Source organism: uncultured Sphingopyxis sp. (genome assembly GCF_900078365.1).
In the GTDB taxonomy this organism is placed as follows: domain Bacteria; phylum Pseudomonadota; class Alphaproteobacteria; order Sphingomonadales; family Sphingomonadaceae; genus Sphingopyxis.
Window position 1 is genome coordinate 1,334,107 of record NZ_LT598653.1, and the last position, 18,509, is coordinate 1,352,615.

Here is an 18,509-nt window from a genome sequence, read left to right on the forward strand (position 1 = left end):
CCGGCACCGAATTCTTCAGAATTTGAAACGCACGCCGCTGGTAAAATAGCGGCCCATCACATCGTCGCCGTTGACCACTGGGGTGACCTGGCCCGGGCTGTCGTTCGCCATGATGCGCGGGTGGCGGTTGAACAGATTGCCGACGTTGACGAAGAAGCGCATCGAGCGCGGACCGGTGCCGATGTCGCGTCCGACGGTGAGGTCGGTGATCGTGTAGGTGCCAGGGTTGGGATCGACGAAGATCAGGTCCGGGTCGGCCGAGCGCTTCACACCGCTCTTGAACCGGTTGAGCAGGGTGACGTCGAAGCCCGCGGCCTTGACGCTGAGTTCGGTCGTGACGCGCCATTTCGAGAAATAGCCATCGCCCACGCCGGCATAATCGAGCGTGCGATCGGTCGGATAGTTGCGGCGTTCGAAGCTCGGCTGATAGGCAACGAAGACGCGCAGGCCAACCGCGCCATCCTCGCCGAAAGCCGGCACGGCGCTGCGATAGCTCATGTCGAGGTCGACGCCTTCGGTCTTTGCGAAGGCGCCGTTGGTCGGTCCGGTAAAGATCGACTGGAGCACGCCCGCGCCATTGCGCGTGATATTCTGGCAGAAGGGTGAGGCATTGGTGTTCGGCGGACAATCGCGCAGCTGGACCTCGACCGGGACGAGCCCGATGATGTTGTTGATACGGATGCGGTAATAGTCGACCGAGGCGCTGAAACCCGGGAAGAAAGCGGGTGTGAACACCGCGCCGAGCGTGAAGGTCCGCGCGACTTCGGGGATCAGGTTGCGATTGCCGCCCGCGATCTGCTGATAGGTCACCGCCGGACCATAGGGATCGACGGGCGAGCCGAGGTTGCGGATCGAATTGGGCTGGAAGAGCTCGTAAAGGGTGGGGGCGCGGATGTCGCGCGAGATCACGCCGCGGAAGCTGAGCCCGTCGATGGGAGCATAGGACAGGCCCGCCTTCCACGTCGTGACCCCGCCGCTGGTACGATAATGGGTGTAGCGCGCGCCGCCCGACAGGTCGAGCGAGCGGCCCAGCGGCGAGTCCTTGAGCAGCGGAACGACGAGTTCGCCGCCGATCTCATAGACTTCCTGCGACCCGCCGCCCGACGACACGATCACGCCGGTATAGGCGAGCGTCGAGCCGACCCAGCCGTTCGGGCGCAGCCCGATGAAATTGACCGGGTCGGTCGCCTCGCGCGAGCTCGTGAGTTCGAACTTCTGGTGGCGATATTCGCCGTTGATGTTGAACGAGACCGGCCCCGCCCAGAGGTCGAACAGATCGCCGCCGAAATTGGCGACGATGTTGTCGGTCCGGTTGGTCGCATACCAGGCGGTGTCTTCGTTGATATAGTCGATCGCCGCTTCCTGCTGCGCCTCGCCGCGGTGGTCGCCGAAGATGTTGAGCGGCACGCAGCCCGGATAGAGCGCTGCATTGGCGGTCAGCGCGACGCGGCAGACGATATTGCCGCTGACCGGATCGCGCACCGCGTCGATCGCGGCATAGAATTTGGGGTTGCTGCCGTTGTCGTGCTGAATCTGGTTCGTCTGGCCCTTGCCGTAAGTATAGGCGATATCCCAGTTGAAGCGGTCGGCGATCCTGCCTTCGAAGCCGACGGTGCCGATCAGGTTCTTCGTATTGATCTCGAAATCGGGGCGTCCGATGTAGAGGCCGCGCAGCGACAGTGTCAGCGCGTCGACATTGTTGGCGTTCATCAGGTCGCGCACCTCGTCCGACAGAAAGGCGTTGTCCGCGAAGATGACGGGCTTGCTGCTGCTGGTGTCGGCGCGGTTCGCGGTCGCCTGGCTGTGATGGCTGCCCAGCTTCGAATAGCTGATCTGCGCAAAGCCCGTGATGTTGTCGGTGAAATCATATTGGGCGCGGCCGAACAGCTGCCGTGTCTTCAGCGATGCGACGAGGCTGGTCGCGGGGTGATAGGTGCCGTCTCCGCCCGAGCTGAAATTGGCCGAATTGGTCGGCGCGCCCTTGTCGAACGGCCGCAGCGTGCCGTCGGCGTTGAACTGCATATTGGCGAGCGCGTCGGGAATGCCCGGATTGACCGTCGCCGTCCGGCGGATCAGGCTGGAAAATGACCGGTCGTTTTCGCGGCCGAAATCGAAACTCTTGTACGGCGTCGCGGCGCTGCCGTTGCCGGTGAGGAGCTGGTCGCGAAACCAGGGGCGTGCCTCCTTCGTCGCGACGCCGTCCTCGTTGCGATATTCGCCGCTGACGAGCAGGTGCCCGCGCCCGCCGGCGAAGGGCGTGCCCGCGGACAGGCTGATGCGCTGCGACGCGCCGTCGCCATATTGCGAGACGCCGGCCTGCGCGAGCCCCTTGATGCCGGTGAACTTGCGGTCGAGCACATAGTTGACCACGCCGGTCACGGCATCCGAGCCATAGACCGCTGACACACCGCCGGTGACGACGTCGACACGCTGCACAAGGGCCTGGGGCAGCGTGTCGACGTCTATATTGCCGTCGAAGTTGGTCGGCGGCACGCGGCGGCCGTCGAGCAGAATCAAGGTGCGCAGCGATCCGAAGTTGCGGAGGTTCAGGAAGCTGCCGATGTTGTTGACGCCGCCGCTGCCGAGACCGCCGTTCGACCCGGCCTGGGTCTGCGATCCCGCGAATTGCGGAAGCTTGATCAGTCCCTGCGTCACACTGGTGGGCGAACTGATGTCGAGCTGTTCGGCGGTGACGATCGTTGTCGGGGTCGGCGCGTCATAGCCATCGCGCGTGATGCGCGTCCCGGTGACGACAATGTCGCCTGCCGCCGGTGCTTCATCGGCTGCTTCCTGCTCGGCGGTCTCCTGCGCCTGGGCGGTGCTGGCGAAGGCGCAAAAAGTCAGGGCGGTCGTCGCCAATATGATCGACTTGATAGGACGCATTTCAATCCTCTCCTTGGGTAAAAGCTCCCGGTCTTCAGCGCCGGGTAGCGGGCTCGCAGCGGAAGCTTTCCGCCGAGTTCGGGTCGCCGCCCGCGTAGCGGGCGACCTTGGGATAGACGCAGATCGGGCGTTGGAACTGGACGGTGCCGGTCGCCCCGGTCCCACTCGAAAAATGAGTGCCGATCAGTGCTTCGGGCGCCGTGCCCCTTTCGACCCAGTCGTAGAGCGCGAGGCCCATGTCGTGGCGTGCATCCTCGACCGGCGGCGCCGAATCGCGCGTCGCGGTCGAGACGTGCGTCGCGCCGGGACCGCCCGCCGTGTGGCCCATGCCCGGGATCATGTAGAGCCGCGCGAAGCTCTGGGTGTCGGCGAGCCTCGCGGCTTCGTCCGCGCCTTGGCCGCGCGCGACGACGCTGTCATAATAGTTGATCGCCTCGACCGAAGAGCCGACGGGATCGTCCCAGCCCATGAACATGATGAGCTTGCCGCCGCGCGCGCGAAAGGCCGAAATATCGGGATCGGTCGCGTTGACCACCGGGGCGATCACGCGCTGGACGGTGTCGACATCCTTATCCCAGTCGAAATTCCACCAATTCCAGTTCGCGTCCTTGAACACCCAGTAACGGAAGAAGTCGGCGCGCTGCGGCTCGTCGGGCTTGTCGGGGTTCGCCCAGAAATCGGCCCAGCCGGGGTTCGCCTCGTCACCCCCCATGCCTTCGCTGCCCAGCGTCAGGCCGGGATAGAGCTGTTCGCCGGTGCGCGCATTGCGCGGGCCGCGATAGATGGCGCGCATCGTCGCGACCTGCTCGGCGGTCAGGCAATTGGCGGTCTCGGCGCCGGGGCAGGCGAGGGCGCCGACATCGAAGCCGCATTTCAGCGGTTCGGTTATCACGCCATCGATGACGCCGTCGTCGGCGTCGCACGCCGCGACCACGGCGCGGCGGATCATCGGCAGTTTGCGGTTGGGAACGATCTGCGTACTGTTGTCGCCGCGCCGGTGATTGCTCAGGAAATTCCACATGAACTGGAAGTTGAGCGCCGTGCGGTTGTTCCCCGGTGCGCCGGCGATGATGCCGTCGAAGTCCTCCGGATGGCGCTGGGCGAGCATCAACGCCTGATGCCCGCCGGTCGACGATCCGCTGAAATAGGACCAGCGCTGCGGTCGGCCGTAATAGGCCTTCACGACGCCCTTTGCTGCGACGACCGAGGCATGGGCGGCACGATTGCCCCAGTCGACGATGGCCACCGGATTGTCGATGCCGAAGGTCAGCGAGCTGCCGCTGTGCCCCGTATCGGTCGCGACGGCGACGTCGCCCCGCTGCACCCGGGCGACGAGTTGCGCCCAATAGAGGTTGGAGCCGTAGCCCCCGTTTCCGATCATGTGCAGCCGCTGCGACCAGGCGTCGGGTGCGGGGAGCCACACCTCGAAGCCGATCCGCGATCCCGCTTCGGGGCTCGCGATGCCCGCGACGCGGCAAAACGCGGGGACATTGTCGTGACTGTCACCCGGCCGCCCTCCTCGCGAGGGTTCGCTGAACGTGCCGGGCGCGACCGGCGAGGCGGAACGGATTTCAACATTCGGCAGATCGAGCGCGGTGAGTCCTTCGCAATCGGCCGCCTGCGCCGCGTGCGGCGCAAAGGCGCCGATTGCCGTCGCGATCATCGGTAAAACCCGGCTATTCAAATCCCTGAAACGGACCATCACGGCATCCTCCACATTTATCGACAGGCCCGGGTTGGGCGCGCGAAGCTTTCCCGGGCCTGTCGCGCAGCGACCGGAATTCGGGCCGCTACGCGTCCATTTTGGACGAATCACATTTTGTAAGTTCAAAATGCAATATACCAAAATCATATGCAAGAGGGCAGGTTTTTGAATTTTTATTGCTCAAAATGCGCGTCTCTTGGGGAGATTCCTCATGTCGTGGAAGGCGGAGTGGCTTCCGATATGAGTATGCAAAATGCAATAAGGCGGCCGAGTCGCTACTCACGATCGATCCATTTGGGCCGCGTTCGTCCTGTGACAGCGTGGTGACAGCCGGTGGCCGCACGATGTGATAAAGGCTCGGCAAATGGAGTGAGGGGATGAGAGATATGAATATGACGCGGCGGCGAGCCGGGCAGCTCGTAATGGGCGCGAGCGCGTTCGTGATGCTCGGCGGCTGCGCCCTACGACCCGGGCGCGTGTCGGCTGCGGTTCCGGGCGTCGGGCCGGTCCAGCCCGATTCCTATAAGGACGGCCTGCTGCGCAGCACGCCCGAAGCGCAGGGCGTCTCATCCGACGCGATCCTTGCTTTTCTCGCCGACGTCGAAAGCGCGGGACTCGAACTCCACTCCTTCATGCTGATGCGTAATCGCCACGTCGTGGCCGAAGGCTGGTGGTGGCCCTATTCGCCCGGCCGCATTCACATGACGCATTCGCTGACCAAGAGCGTGACCGCGGTCGCGGCGGGGCTCGCGATCGACGAGGGGCGCTTCGGCTTCGACGATAAGGTCGTGTCCTTCTTTCCCGAATATGTGCCGGCCGATGCGAGCGAGAATATGCGCGCGATGACCGTGCGCAACCTGCTGACGATGCAGTGCGGCCACGATGTCGAAACATCGGGTTCGGTATGGCGGCCGATCGACACGCCGTGGGCGGCCGAATTCTTCAAGATCCCCGTCGTCCATCAACCGGGCACGCATTTCCAGTATACCAGCGCGGCGAGTTTCATGCTCTCCGCGATCGTCAGTCGAACGACGGGCGAGTCGATGGCCGATTATCTGACGCCGCGCTTCTTCGAGCCGATGGGTATCGACCGCTGGCACTGGGACAGCAGCCCGGCCGGCGTCAGTCCCGGCGGCAACGGGCTGACGTGGAACACGGCGGCGTCGATCAAGCTCGGGGCGGTTCATGCGGACGGCGGGACATGGAACGGCCACCGCGTCCTTTCGGAAAAATGGGTGCGCGAGGCGACGACCGAGCAGACGCCGGGCGACGCCGACGGCGCCTATGGCTATCAATGGTGGATGGGGCCGGGGAAGGCCTATCTCGCGCTCGGGTTGTTCAGCCAGATGTCGATCGTCTTTCCCGAGCATAATGCCGTGCTCGCGCTCTTCTCGGCGATCAAGGGCAGCAAGAAGATCAAGCCCTATATCTGGAAACATTTCCCGGCGGCCTTCGTGGCCGATACCCTCCCCGCCGATCCCGGCGCGGTGGCGCTGCAGCGCAGGACCGCGGGCCTGCGCTTGCTACCGCCGCTGCATCCGGCAAGTCTTGCGGCGCCTGCGGGGATCAGCGGCAAGCGGCTGGCGGTCCAGACGAACGATCAGGGCGTCGAATGGCTGTCGTTCGATTTCGTTGGCGACCGCTGCACCTACCGGATGCGCGACGCGCATGGGGAGCATGAGATAACTGCGGGGTTCGGCGAATATCTGGAACAGGACACCAGCATGACGGGTAACCGACTGCACCATGAATATCGCCCGCCAAGCCAGCGCGTCGTCGCCGGCGCGCGCTGGACGTCGCCGCAGACGCTCGAAATGACCTGGCAATTCGTCGAAACCGCCTTTCGCGACACCCTCGTCTGCACGTTTGCGAGCGACGGGGTCACGGTCGATCGCAGCGTCAACCTGAATTCGGCCGAGGAGCGGCTGCCTACGCTCATGGCCCGGATCGACTGACGAACCGATGTGACGGTGCCGGACCTGACACTGGCACCCGATTTCCTTCCCCCCGGCGCCACAGGCGCCGGGGGTCTTTCGTTCCGTGCGATCATCCCATTGCAAATATTAGGAAAAGCGATGCGCTCCGGCGTGACAGCGGCATGACAGGCATCGCCTTTTAGCCATAGCGTGAACAGGGCGCGCCACCGAGCAGGCGCCTGTAACCGAGACGGGGATGATGCTGACACTCCTGGCATTTTTAATGGTCGCGACCTTCATGGCGCTGATCATGACGAAGCGGCTGTCGGCGCTGATCGCGCTGATCGTCGTGCCGACGATCTTCGCGCTGATCGCTGGTTTCAGCGCCGGGCTCGGCGACATGATGCTGGAGGGCGTGCGCGACCTCGCGCCGACCGGCGTGATGCTGCTCTTTGCAATCCTCTATTTCGGATTGATGATCGATGTCGGCCTGTTCGACCCGCTCGTCAAGACGATCGTCCGCATCGTCCATGGCGACCCGATGCGCATCTGCATCGGCACCGCGGTTATGACGCTGATCGTCGCCCTGGATGGCGACGGCACCACCACTTACATGATCACCGTCGCGGCACTGCTCCCGCTCTATCGCCACATGAAGATGGACGTGCGCATCATGGCGTGCCTCATCATGATGTCGGTCGCGGTGATGAATATCGTGCCGTGGGGCGGTCCGACGACGCGCGCGGCGCTCGCTCTGGGGGTCGATCCGCGCGAGCTGTTCGTATCGCTGATTCCCGCGATGATCATGACCGCGATCTGGGTCCTGTTCGTTGCGTGGATTTTCGGCCGCCGCGAACGCGCGCGGCTCGCGACGCTCCCCGCCGACGCGGTCGACGAGGATGCGACGGGCGACGAGGTGCTCCGCGAGCAGATGGTCGGCGACCATCGCCGCCCGGGACTCTTCTGGTTCAACCTCGCGCTGACGCTCGCGCTCCTCGGCTTGCTGATCGGCGGCTCGATTCCGCTCGTCATCCTGTTCATGGGCGCCTTCGCGATCGCCGCAGCGGTGAATTATCCCAATCTCCAGCAGCAGAAGGAGCGCATCGCGGCGCATGCGGGCAATGCGATGGCGACTGTCAGCCTGGTGTTCGCGGCAGGCATCTTCACCGGCATCCTGTCGGGGACAAAGATGGTCGACGCGATGGCGAGTTCGGTCATCGCGGTGATCCCCGATGCGCTCGGCCCTTATATGGCGCCGATCACCGCCCTGATCAGCATGCCATTCACAGTGCTGATCTCGAACGACGCCTTTTATTTCGGGATGCTGCCAATCCTCGCCGCGACCGGAGCCGAATATGGCGTGACGCCGATGGAGATGGCCCGCGCCTCGCTCGTCGGACAGCAGATTCACCTGCTCAGCCCGCTTGTCGCCTCGACCTATCTGCTTGTCGGCCTGTCGGGGATCGAGCTCGGCGACCACCAGAAGTTCATCTTTCGCTGGGCCGTCGGAGCATGTGCCGTCTTCATGGCGACCTGTCTCCTGCTCGGCATATTCCCCCTGCGCGCGGGATGAGGTGGCGGCCGCTATTTTCGGGGCGTGCCGATCGCGGCGTGCCACTGGCTCAGGATGCGGCGGCGTTTCATCTGGTCGAGGTTGGCGATCAGCGCCGGGCCGATGCGCAAGGCACGCGCCGCGCTTGCCGGGGCACGGGCGCCCGCTCGCGCGCGCACGTCGGCGCGCACCGGGGTCATGTAGCGATAAGCGAGCTGCGCTTGCCCGATGCGCGACAGCATGAAATCGAGGAAGAGCTTCGCGGCGTTCGGATGGCGCGCCTGTTCGGGGATGATCGCGATCCGCGACATGATCAGCGTATAGTCGCTGGGCATCACGACACCGATGTTCGCATCATGCGACTGGCGTTCGAGCGCATAGGATCCGATCATATTGTAGACGAAGGCGAGCCGTCCGTCGCCGAGCCGCGTCAGCATTTGCGAACTGGTCGGAAAGGCCGCGACCTTGACGTGCCCCAGCGCCGCCATCAGCGGCACCGTGTCGCGGCTGACCTGCAGATCCTGGCTCAGGAACAGATAGCCCGCGCTCGACCGGGTGGGATCATAAGTCGCGATGCGCCCACGATAGAAGCGCGCCTTGGCACGCAGCAGCCGGGTCAGGTCGGCGTGCGTGCGCGGCACGTCGGCGGCAGGCACCAGCTTGCGGTTATAGGCGAACACAACGGGCTCCGCCGTCGTTCCCCAGGCTTCATTCTTCCAGGCTGCCCATGGCGGCAAATTCGGCTTCTCGGGCGAAGCATAGGCCTGCGCATAGCCATCATTCACGAGCTTGGTCTGGAGGTCCATCGCCGCGCTCCACAAGAGGTCGGCGCCCGCCTGTTTCCTCCGCGCTTCGGCGATTACCCGGTTGTGCAGCGTCGTCGTCGACAATTCGCGATAATCGACGCGAACGAAGGGATAGCGCTTCTCGAATGCGGCAAGAAGTCCCGCCGCCTCGCGGCGGTCGGTGGTCGAATAGATGACCAATGTCCGTTCGGCCCGCGCAGCGTCCATGATCGCGCGATACGAGCGCGGATAACCCTTCGGAGGATTGCCGAGCGGGCTGGCCGCGGAGATGAGGAATGCCGGACCGGCAATCGCCAGCAGGACGGTTGCCACGAACTTCCTTCGTCCCGCAATATGCGTCACCTTATCTTCTCCCCAATTTTGCTTATGTTTATGGCCAAGGGAAACATGGTCAACCTGTCAACCGGCTGTCACGGATCGAAGCAATGGCCCGCATATTATTGATCGAAGACGACGCCGCGCTGTCGCGCGGGCTGGTCGCGGCGCTGACGGCGGAGGGCTATTCGGTCGATCCCGCCCCCGATGGTGCGTCGGCGCTGATGATGGCATCGGACGAACCCTATGCGATCATCACGCTCGATGTTGGGCTGCCCGACATGTCAGGCTTCGATGTGCTGAAGTCACTCCGTGCCAAGGGATGCCATGCCCCGGTGCTGATCCTGACAGCGCGCGACGAGATCGACGATCGGGTCAAAGGGCTCGACCTTGGTGCCGACGACTATCTCCTCAAACCCTTTGAACCTCGCGAACTGGCGGCGCGAATCCGCGCGCTCCTGCGGCGGCCGCAGGTCGACCCCGCGCCGGTGATCCGCGTCGGCAAGCTCGAATTCGACCGCTCGCACCATGTTGCGCGCATCGAGGGGCGCGACCTCGACCTCCGCCGCCGCGAATGGGTCGTGCTCGAACGCCTGCTCTCACGCGTCGGGCAAGTCGTATCTAAAGACCGGCTGGCGTCCGAAGTGTTCGGCTATGACGAACCCGTCGCGCCCAACGCGATCGAAGTCTATATCGCGCGGCTGCGCAAGAAGCTCGAACCCGATGGGCCGACGATCCGCACGCTGCGCGGTCTCGGCTACCTGATGGAAGACGAATAGCTTGCCCCGGCGGCGCGTCAGTTCGATCACACGCCGGATGATCCTGGGGATGGGTTTCCCTTTGGCCGCGCTCGCGCTGCTGCTCGGCGTCGGCGGCGCGGTGACGATCAACGAGGTCGTCGAGGGCGTGAACGACCGCCTGCTCGGCGCCTCCGCGCGCGCTATCGCCGAGACGCTCGCGCTCGAAAATGAGGAAGTGACGCTCGACCTGCCGGCATCGGCGCTCGGCATGCTGGAAAATGACGCGCGCGACAATGTCTACTACAGCGTGTGGGCGAATGGCGAGCTGCTGACCGGCTATCCCGATCTGCCGCGCGTCTCCGATCCACCCAACGACGACGGCGAGATGGTCTTCCAATATGCGGACTACCGCGACTATCGCATCCGCATCGCTGCGGTCGCGCGCAAGGTCCCGCGGATCGATCGGCCCGTCATCGTCGAGGTCGCCGAGACGCTCGAGGCGCGTCACGCGCTGCGCGACCGGATGCTTGTCGCGCTTGCTATCCTCGAACTGCTGCTGATCGCCGTGTCGCTTGGCCTGCTGCCGCTCGCGGTGCGCTGGGGACTTGCGCCGTTGAAGCGCGTGCTGAGTGCGATGGGGACCCGGCGCGAGGCCGATTTCACGCCGCTGCCCCTCGATTATGTGCCGGTCGAGCTGCGCGGGCTGGTCGATGCGTTCAACGGCTTGCTCGGCCGGCTCGACGCCGCGATGCAAGGCATCCGCCGCTTCACCGCCGATGCGTCGCACCAGATGCGTACGCCGCTGTCGATCCTGCGCGCGCATGTCGCGGCATTGCGCTCGGCCAAGCTGTCGGCGGGGACGGCGCAGCAGTCCCTTGACGACATCGAGGCGGCGACGGGGCGGCTTCAGCGTCTGCTCACCCAGCTTCTCGCGCTCGCGCGCGCCGACGGCGCGCGCGACGGCGGGCCCGACCTCCGCGCGCGCGTCGATCTTGTCGAAATCGCGCGCGCCGCCAGCGTCGAGCACGCGCGGTTGGCCGTGAAGACCGGCGTCGATCTCCATTTCGAGGCGACCGACCAGGCGGTCGCGGTTCTGTCCCAGCCCGACCTGGCCGGGGAACTGATCGGCAATCTGATCGACAATGCGATCCGGTATAACCGCGACCGGGGTACCGTGACCGTGACGGTGCGGGACGATGGCGCCGTGATCATCGAAGATGAAGGTCCCGGTATCCCGGCCGAGGCGCGTGCGACCGCGTTCGAGCGATTTGGTCGGTTGGCACCGGACCGCGAGCGCGAAGGCAGCGGGCTGGGACTCGCGATCGTCCATGCGCTCGCCGGGAGCTTGGGCGCAACGGTCGAACTCGCCGATCGCGGAGCCCTGCCGGGGCTCCGCGTCACCGTCGGTTTTCCGGTCCCATCGGCAGAAAAGCGCGGCTCCGACGCCATATTATAGCCTCGCCGCAACGTGACAGCGCTGTGACAGGAAGCCGGCATAGGCTCCGCTCATAAACATCGCCCATCAAGGGCGAGCGCGGGGCGCAGCCCGCATCTCAGTCTTGTTGGGCCTTCTGGGAGGGAGATTTTCGTGCGTCCATTTGGCGTCATTCGTAACGCGTTGTCGCACGCGGTGGTCGCTGCTTGTCTGGTGTTGCCCGGGTCGGCGCACGCGCAGGCCGACGCCGGCCGCGACCGCTTCCGCGAAACATACAAGGAGCTGATCGAGACCGACACCTCGCTCTCGAACGGCGACTGCACGCTCGCGGCGAGCCGGATGAAGGCGCGGCTCGTCGCTGCAGGCTACCCCGAAAACCAGTTTCGCGTCGTCGTGCCCGAGAAGTTTCCGAAGTTCGGCAACCTCGTCGGCGAAATCCCGGGCAGCGATCCAAAGGCTCCCGCCATCCTGCTCGTCGCGCATATCGATGTCGTGGAGGCGAAGCGCGAGGACTGGGAGCGCGACCCGTTCAAGCTGGTCGAGGAAGATGGCTATTTCTTCGCGCGCGGCGCGATCGACGACAAGGCGATGGCCGCGATCTTTGTCGACTCGCTGGTCCGCTATCGCGAGGAAAGCTTCAAACCGCGCCGCACGGTCAAGGTCGCGCTGACATGCGGCGAGGAAACCGACGCCACCTTCGACGGGGTCGAATATCTGCTCGCCACCGAGCCCGAGACGCTGAAGGCAGGTTTCGCGATCAACGAGGGCGGCAAGGGCTGGCTCGACGACAAGGGCGCGCCGCGCACTTTCGGCGTCCAGGCGGGCGAGAAAATCTACCAGGATTTTACCCTCGTCACGAGCGGGCCGGGCGGCCACAGCGCGCGTCCGCACGCCGACAATCCGATCACGCGCCTGTCCGAAGCGCTCGCGCGGACGGGCAATTATCATTTTCCCGCGATGCCGGGCGATGCGGTGCGCAATTTCTTCGCGCGCTCGGCGCCGCTCTATCCGGGCGCGACGGGCGATGCGATGCGTCTCGTCGGTTCGGGCGCGGACGATGCCGCGGCGCTCGACCTTTTGAGCAAGGCCGATCCGGTGTGGAACGCAATGATCCGCACGACCTGCACCAACACGCAGGTGACCGGCGGGCACGCGCCGAACGCGGTGCCGCAGCGCGCGCAGGCGACGATCAACTGCCGCATCCTGCCGGGTACGACGATCGACACGATCCACAAGGCGCTGGTGGAGGTCGTCGCCGATCCGCGGATCGAAGTCACGCTCGCCGACGAGCCCGGCCCGGTATCGGCCCCGCCGCCGCTGACCCCCGAAATCATGAAGCCCGTCGAAAAGCTCGTCGCCGAAATGTGGCCGGGGGTGCCGGTGATCCCGAACCTCAGCACCGGCGCGACCGATGGCCGCTTCCTGATGGCGGCGGGTATCCCGACCTACGGCATTTCCGCGATTTTTGTCGATCCGGACGGCAATGGTGTCCACGGGCTCAACGAACGCGTGCGCGTGAAGTCGCTCTATGACGCGCGCCAGTTCCTCCACAGCCTCGTCAAGACCTACGCGAGCGCTCGATGAAGGCATGGAAGCCCCGGTTGCTGAAGCTTCATCGCTGGGTCGGCCTCACCCTCGCACTGTTGCTGACAGTGCAGGGGCTCAGCGGCGCATCGTTGGTCTTTCGCGACGAAATCGAACGCCTTATCCATCCGGCGCTGGTCGTGGAACCGGTCGCCACGCGCGTGCCGGTACAGGCGCTCATGGATGCGGTCGAGGCGCGCCATGAGGGGGCGACGATCAGCCGCGCCGAATTTTCGGCGTGGGATGACGGCGCGGTGCTGTTCAAGCTGGTCGCGAAGGATGGCACGCGCTGGCTGACCGCGGTCGATCCCTATCGCGGCGCGATCGTGCGCGACGGGGCGCTCGCGTCGTGGCCGGGCGAATGGATTTTCCTCCTCCACGACAGCCTGCTCGCAGGCCCGGTCGGTGAGACCATCGTCGGTGTCGAAGGGCTGGGTCTGCTGTTCCTCGCACTCGTCGGCCCGATCGTCTGGTGGCCGGGACGCAAGCGATTGAAGCACGGATTCAAGGTCGTCACGGATCGAGGCGCCGACCTCAAATGGCGGACGCTGCACCGGGCGGGCGGGGCGATCGCGGCGGTGGTGCTCGTCATGTCGGCGACGACCGGCGTGCTGATGGTGTGGAAGCCCGGCTTTCGCAATGTGCTGCAGACCGTCACTCCGGTTACCGACAAGCCGGCGCCGAAAGTCGACGCACAGCCGGGCGCGGCGATGGTTCCGCTCGATCGCCTTGTTGCCAAGGCGCGTGCCGAATATGGCGCGACGGCGCTCCGTCAGATCCGCTTTTCGGATGAAGGCCGCGTTGCGGCGATCTTCCTCGAAAGCGACCTCACCGTCCGCGCCGAAGGCGCCAAGCAAATCTACTATAACCGCTACGACGGCAGCGATGTCGGCCACTATGTGTCGGGCGCGCTGCCCGTGGGGACCGAGATCGTCGACTGGCTGATCACGCTCCACACCGGGATGTTCGGCGGCACGGCGACGCGGCTGCTCGTGATGGCGGGCGGGTTGTCGCTCGCGGGCCTGTCGGCGAGCGGGCTGTGGCTCTGGTATTCGCGGACGTCGCGGGGGCGCAAGCGCCGCCCCGCGGCGCGGTCTGCGGCAGTGACGGAGGGCGCCTGATGCGCATCGTCCGCCCGATCGAAACGCGCGACCTTGCCGCGCTCGTCGACTTGGCCGAAAGTCTCGGGCCCGGGATGACGACGCTGCCGGCGGACCGCGCCACGCTCGCTGAAAAGGTCGAGCGGTCGGTCGCGAGCTTTGCCGGCAACATCGAGCGCGCCGACGCGCATTATATGCTGGTGCTCGAGGATGCCGAGGGCCGGTTGCTCGGCACCTCGGCGCTCTATCCGTCGGTTGGCGCGCCGTTTGGTTTCTTCTCTTACAAGCGCATCCGTCTCGTGCAGCGAAGCCAGGCGGTCGGCGCGAGTTGCGACGTCGAGATGCTGACGCTCGCCAACGACTATACCGGGACGACCGAGGTCGGGACGCTCGCGGTGCGGCCGAGCGAGAAGGGCAGCGGGGCAGGGAGGCTGCTCGCGCGGGCGCGCTACATGCTCGTCGCGTCGCGGCCCGACCTGTTCGCGCCGCTGCTGATGGCCGAGATGCGCGGCTGGCAGGATGCCGCCGGGCGCAACCCCTTCTGGGATGCGGTCGGCGCGCGCTTCTTCAACATGGATTTTGCGACTGCCGACCGGCTGAGCGCGGTGCGCGGCGCCGATTTCATCGCCGAACTGCTGCCCAAGCATCCGATCTATATCGACCTGCTCCCCGATGCCGCGCGCGCCGTTATCGGCCGTCCGCACGATGCCAGTGCGCCGGCGAGGGCGATGTTGATGCAGGAAGGTTTCCGCTACGAAGGCTATGTCGACGTGTTCGACGTCGGGCCGCAGGTGCATTGCGACCGCGACCAGATCGCGACGGTGCGGTTGTCGCGTTGCGGCCTGCCAGTGACGCTCTCGCCCAATTTTGCGCCCGGCGCGCGCGACTATCTGGTGTGCACCGGCGATCTGGACCGCTTCCGTGTTACGCTGGCGGCGGCCCGGCCCGCTCCGGGCGAGATCGCGCTAAGCGACGATGTCGTTCGGGCGCTTGGCGCCGATCGCGGCGAGCAACTCCGCTCGTCGCCGGTTCAATTGGACATCGGCGCATGATCGCGCGGCAATCAGCCTTGCGCTGCCGCTTCGGCGAGGATCCATTCGCGCAGCCGCGCGAAGAGCGGGCTGTTCAGGCGTTCGGCCGGATAGACGAGATAATAGGCCGCTTCGCCGACCACCGCCTGGTCGAACGGGCAGACAAGTGCGCCCGATTCGAGCTCGGGTTCGATCATGAAACTGGGGAGCAGGGCGACGCCTGCGCCCGCGACCGCGGCCTGCGCGAGCATCAGGAAATGTTCGAAAGTCGGCCCGGCGATCATGCCGTCGACCGGCACCCCCATATGGTGCAGCCACAGTCGCCACGCATCGCGGCGTTCGGCCTGAACGAGAAGCGGAAAATGGAGCAGATCGCGCGGCGTAGTGACCGGGTGTTCGTCGAGCAGGCGCGGTGCGATCACGGGGATGGCGCGCTCGCGAAACAGCAGGTCATGCTCGGCGCGAGGCCAGGTCGGCAGGCCATAATGGACCGCCGCGTCGAACCTTTCATCCTCGAAGTCGAACTCGTGGCTGCGCGCGGCGAACTCGATCACCAGCTCGGGCATGTCGCGGGTCAATTGCCCCAGTCTCGGCGCGAGCCAGCGCATGCCGAAGGTCGGCAGCGTCGCGATGCGCAGCGCGGTTTCGGCCGGTTCGGCGAGCGCTCGCGCAGTCGCGACGCGGATTGCCGCGAGCGCCGGGCCGATCGCATCGGCATAGGCGCGGCCATCCGCGCTGAGCTGGACCCGGCGACCGGCGCGGTCAAACAACGAGGTCTGGAGCCAGTCCTCGAGCGTCGCGACCTGCCGGCTCACCGCGCTTTGGGTCAGGCCGATTTCGGCGGCCGCCTTGGAGAAGCTGCCGTGGCGCGCGGCGGCCATGAAGCTGTGCAGGGCGGCCATTGGCGGCAGCAAGCGGCGGGCATGCTCGTTCATGAGCATGAGTCATACTTACATGCGGATTGTTCACAAGACAGGATTTTCCAATTGTGCGATTTGTGAGGGTTTTGGCGGGAACAATCAGGAAATTCTCCCGCTAGTCAGGGTCCAGGAAATTTTGGAGGGAAGTTATCATGATAAAAGTGCATAAAACACTGCTTTTTGCCGGCGCCGCACTCGGCGTGGCAATGGCGCCTTCGTTGGCTTTTTCGCAGGAAACGGAAGCCGCCACCGAAAGCGGCGGCCCGGTGCTCGACGAAATCGTCGTCACCGCCGACCGCACGGGTACCGAGCTGGTCCAGGTGGGCAGCTTTCGCGGTGCGAAACAGCTCGACACGCCGCTCACCATCGCGGTGATCCCGCGCGATGTGCTCGATACCCAGCAGGCAACCAGCCTGATCGACGCGCTGCGCAACACCGCTGGCGTGACGACGTCGCAGACCTCGCCGACGGTATATAATAATCTGGCGATCCGCGGTATCGACGTGGAAAATCGCGGCAACTATCGCCTGAACGGCACGCTGCCGATCATCAACCTGACCGACCTGCCGCTCGAGGACAAGGAGCGCATCGAGGCATTGAAAGGCGCATCGGCGCTCTATTACGGTTTCACGACGCCATCGGGCATCATCAACCTGACGATGAAACGGCCGACGCAGGATCCGTATCTGGCTGCCAAAATCTTTGGCAACAGCCACGGGCGTATTGGCGGGCACGTCGATTTTGGCGGGACCACCGGAATTCTCGGCTATCGCATCAACGCCGTTTATGACCGGCCGGATTCGGGCATCGACCATACCAGCGGCACGCGAACCGTGCTCGCCGGTGCCTTCGATATCAAGCCGACCGATACGCTCACCGTCCAGGTCGATGGCGAACATATCTTCAAGAAAGTGAACGAGCCCGGGATTTATCGTTTTAGAGAAACCCCCATCCTGACGGTCGACAATCCCGATACCGGGATCGCGCTTCCCGAGCTGATCGATCCCCACACGAACTTCGGCCCCGACTGGGCGGCCAACCGGACCGAGGCCACAAATTTGCTCGGCAAGGTGATCTGGAAATTCAGCCCATCCTGGGAATTTGTCGCGAGTGCCGGTCTGTCGCAGGTCCAGCGCGGGCGCCATTTCAACACGCTCGACCCGAACGATCCCAATACTGATCCGCTGAGGGGACCGGTGGGCGAATTTCCGGTCTCGATCAGCTATCAGCCGGTCGCGAAATTCAAGAACCAGAATTATCGCGCGGAAGTGGCGGGCGCCTTCGAAACCTTCGGCATCAAGCATGAGTTGCTGATCGGCGTGTCGCAGAATATCCGTGCCAACCGTTCGTCGGCAAGTACGGCCCAGACCTGCTTCTATAACAATGCGACCGGCGCCCTTCTCGGCGCGGGTTTCCCCTCGACGCCCGTGCCGGCCGGCGCGACGCGTTCGGCCTGCCTCCAGAGCATCACCGACCCGCACGATATCCCTCAGCTTGGCGAACCGCTTCCGGGGCTCAACAACCCGACGCAGATCACCGATACGGGGGCGTTCATCTTCGATCGCATGGAAATCGGCGAATGGTTGCAGCTCCTGGGCGGCGTCCGTATCTCCGATTACAAGGAAGAGCGTCTCGACACCGGCCTGAAGACCTTCTCGGCAAGCCCGACCTCGCTGTCCTTCGGCGCGGTGGTGAAGCCGATCTCGTCGGTCAGCATCTACGGCACCTATATCGAAGGCCTGGAATCGACCCCGGCGGCGCCGCTCACCACGGTCAACGCGGCCGAACAACTCCCGCCAAGCGCCTCGACGCAATATGAGGGCGGCATCAAGTGGGAGCCGAAGAGTGGTCTGTTGTTCCAGGCGGCCTATTTCGACATCAGTCGCGACTCGGCGGTCGTCAACGGCGCCAATCGGTGGGTCAAGGATGGGAAATCGTCCTACCGCGGGGTCGAACTCAGCTTCACCGGCAATGTCACACCCGACTGGTCGGTCTATGCGAGCGCGCTGTTCCTCGATGCGAAATACAAGTCGGGATCGCCGACGCTGCTCGTCGTCGATGATGCGGGCAATCCGGTCCTCGGCCCCGATGGAAGTCAGCGGATCAGCCCGAGCATCGTCGGCAACCGGGTCGAGAACGCTGCGAAACGGACCTTCTCGCTTGCGACCGAATATCGTTTCACCGATTGGCTGCCGGGCTTCAGTGTCAACGGTGCGGTTTACCACACCGGCAATCGCGCAATTAACCCCCTGAACCAGGCCTTTATCCCCGGCTACACGCTGTTCGACCTGGGGGCGGGTTACACGACCGATATCGCCGGCACGGAAACGACCTTCCGCATCAGCGCCGAAAATGTCGGCGGGAAGAAATATTGGGGATCGACCGGAGGCCTGCTCCTCTCGCAGGGTGTGCCCTCAACGGTCAAATTCTCGATCGAGACAAAGTTCTTCTGACCGTCTCTCCCCCTGCCGGGGCGGGCCTTCGCCCGCCCCGGACTTATTCCAATATGGAATGAAAATCGT

General features: G+C 64.8%; 12 protein-coding genes. 8 read left to right on the forward strand and 4 right to left on the reverse strand.

From position 1 onward, the window contains the following. Nucleotides 1–15: 15 nt before the first annotated feature. Both QZL87_RS06025 and QZL87_RS06030 read right to left on the reverse strand, forming a co-directional pair. On the reverse strand, nucleotides 16–2,883 hold the full coding sequence (locus tag QZL87_RS06025; RefSeq protein ID WP_295325301.1) for a TonB-dependent receptor: 2,868 nt from the start codon (nucleotides 2,881–2,883) through the stop codon (nucleotides 16–18). A gap of 34 nt (nucleotides 2,884–2,917) precedes the next feature. Continuing rightward, on the reverse strand, nucleotides 2,918–4,546 hold the full coding sequence (locus QZL87_RS06030) for a tannase/feruloyl esterase family alpha/beta hydrolase (RefSeq protein WP_295325304.1): 1,629 nt from the start codon (nucleotides 4,544–4,546) through the stop codon (nucleotides 2,918–2,920). Nucleotides 4,547–4,965: 419 nt separating this feature from the next. Here QZL87_RS06030 and QZL87_RS06035 point away from each other — a divergent pair, with 419 nt between their 5' ends. Both QZL87_RS06035 and QZL87_RS06040 read left to right on the forward strand, forming a co-directional pair. Next, nucleotides 4,966–6,543: a serine hydrolase gene (locus QZL87_RS06035; RefSeq protein ID WP_295325307.1), complete on the forward strand. Its 1,578-nt coding sequence runs from the start codon at nucleotides 4,966–4,968 to the stop codon at nucleotides 6,541–6,543. A gap of 217 nt (nucleotides 6,544–6,760) precedes the next feature. Next, the gene (locus tag QZL87_RS06040) at nucleotides 6,761–8,077 is read left to right on the forward strand and encodes a CitMHS family transporter (RefSeq protein ID WP_295325309.1); all 1,317 of its coding nucleotides are present in this window, start codon (nucleotides 6,761–6,763) and stop codon (nucleotides 8,075–8,077) included. Nucleotides 8,078–8,088: 11 nt separating this feature from the next. Here the strand turns inward: QZL87_RS06040 and QZL87_RS06045 are convergent, their stop codons facing one another. Then, nucleotides 8,089–9,174, reverse strand: coding sequence for an ABC transporter substrate-binding protein (locus QZL87_RS06045; RefSeq protein ID WP_295325312.1), 1,086 nt, complete (start codon nucleotides 9,172–9,174; stop codon nucleotides 8,089–8,091). Between the two features lie 113 nt (nucleotides 9,175–9,287). Between QZL87_RS06045 and QZL87_RS06050 the strand changes: the two genes are divergently transcribed. From QZL87_RS06050 to QZL87_RS06070, 5 genes are all read left to right on the forward strand, one after another. Continuing rightward, on the forward strand, nucleotides 9,288–9,956 hold the full coding sequence (locus QZL87_RS06050) for a response regulator transcription factor (RefSeq protein ID WP_295325315.1): 669 nt from the start codon (nucleotides 9,288–9,290) through the stop codon (nucleotides 9,954–9,956). A 37-nt stretch (nucleotides 9,957–9,993) separates the two neighbouring features. Next, nucleotides 9,994–11,373, forward strand: a complete 1,380-nt coding sequence (locus QZL87_RS06055; RefSeq protein WP_295325317.1) for a sensor histidine kinase — start codon at nucleotides 9,994–9,996, stop codon at nucleotides 11,371–11,373. A 132-nt stretch (nucleotides 11,374–11,505) separates the two neighbouring features. Beyond that, nucleotides 11,506–12,936, forward strand: coding sequence for a M20/M25/M40 family metallo-hydrolase (locus tag QZL87_RS06060; RefSeq protein WP_295325319.1), 1,431 nt, complete (start codon nucleotides 11,506–11,508; stop codon nucleotides 12,934–12,936). A 17-nt stretch (nucleotides 12,937–12,953) separates the two neighbouring features. Beyond that, nucleotides 12,954–14,057, forward strand: coding sequence for a PepSY-associated TM helix domain-containing protein (locus QZL87_RS06065; RefSeq protein WP_295325321.1), 1,104 nt, complete (start codon nucleotides 12,954–12,956; stop codon nucleotides 14,055–14,057). After that, nucleotides 14,057–15,088, forward strand: a complete 1,032-nt coding sequence (locus QZL87_RS06070; RefSeq protein WP_295325324.1) for an arginine N-succinyltransferase — start codon at nucleotides 14,057–14,059, stop codon at nucleotides 15,086–15,088. The genes QZL87_RS06065 and QZL87_RS06070 overlap by 1 nt, the downstream gene beginning before the upstream one ends. Nucleotides 15,089–15,099: 11 nt before the next feature. Here the strand turns inward: QZL87_RS06070 and gcvA are convergent, their stop codons facing one another. Beyond that, entirely contained in the window at nucleotides 15,100–16,002 is a 903-nt protein-coding gene (gcvA, locus tag QZL87_RS06075; RefSeq protein ID WP_295325327.1) for a transcriptional regulator GcvA, read from the reverse strand. 137 nt (nucleotides 16,003–16,139) lie between these two features. Here gcvA and QZL87_RS06080 point away from each other — a divergent pair, with 137 nt between their 5' ends. After that, a complete protein-coding gene (locus tag QZL87_RS06080; protein WP_295325330.1) occupies nucleotides 16,140–18,440 on the forward strand; it encodes a TonB-dependent receptor in 2,301 nt (766 codons plus the stop codon). Nucleotides 18,441–18,509: the final 69 nt, after the last annotated feature.

What these genes read in the sequence shown, in the direction of transcription:
- QZL87_RS06025 (WP_295325301.1), bottom strand. Translation starts at nt 2,883, where the DNA reads ATGCGTCCTATCAAGTCGATCATATTGGCGACGACCGCCCTGACTTTT.
- QZL87_RS06030 (WP_295325304.1), bottom strand. Translation starts at nt 4,546, where the DNA reads ATGATCGCGACGGCAATCGGCGCCTTTGCGCCGCACGCGGCGCAGGCG.
- QZL87_RS06035 (WP_295325307.1), top strand. Translation starts at nt 4,966, where the DNA reads ATGAGAGATATGAATATGACGCGGCGGCGAGCCGGGCAGCTCGTAATG.
- QZL87_RS06040 (WP_295325309.1), top strand. Translation starts at nt 6,761, where the DNA reads ATGATGCTGACACTCCTGGCATTTTTAATGGTCGCGACCTTCATGGCG.
- QZL87_RS06050 (WP_295325315.1), top strand. Translation starts at nt 9,288, where the DNA reads ATGGCCCGCATATTATTGATCGAAGACGACGCCGCGCTGTCGCGCGGG.
- QZL87_RS06055 (WP_295325317.1), top strand. Translation starts at nt 9,994, where the DNA reads ATGATCCTGGGGATGGGTTTCCCTTTGGCCGCGCTCGCGCTGCTGCTC.
- QZL87_RS06070 (WP_295325324.1), top strand. Translation starts at nt 14,057, where the DNA reads ATGCGCATCGTCCGCCCGATCGAAACGCGCGACCTTGCCGCGCTCGTC.
- gcvA (WP_295325327.1), bottom strand. Translation starts at nt 16,002, where the DNA reads ATGAACGAGCATGCCCGCCGCTTGCTGCCGCCAATGGCCGCCCTGCAC.
- QZL87_RS06080 (WP_295325330.1), top strand. Translation starts at nt 16,140, where the DNA reads ATGATAAAAGTGCATAAAACACTGCTTTTTGCCGGCGCCGCACTCGGC.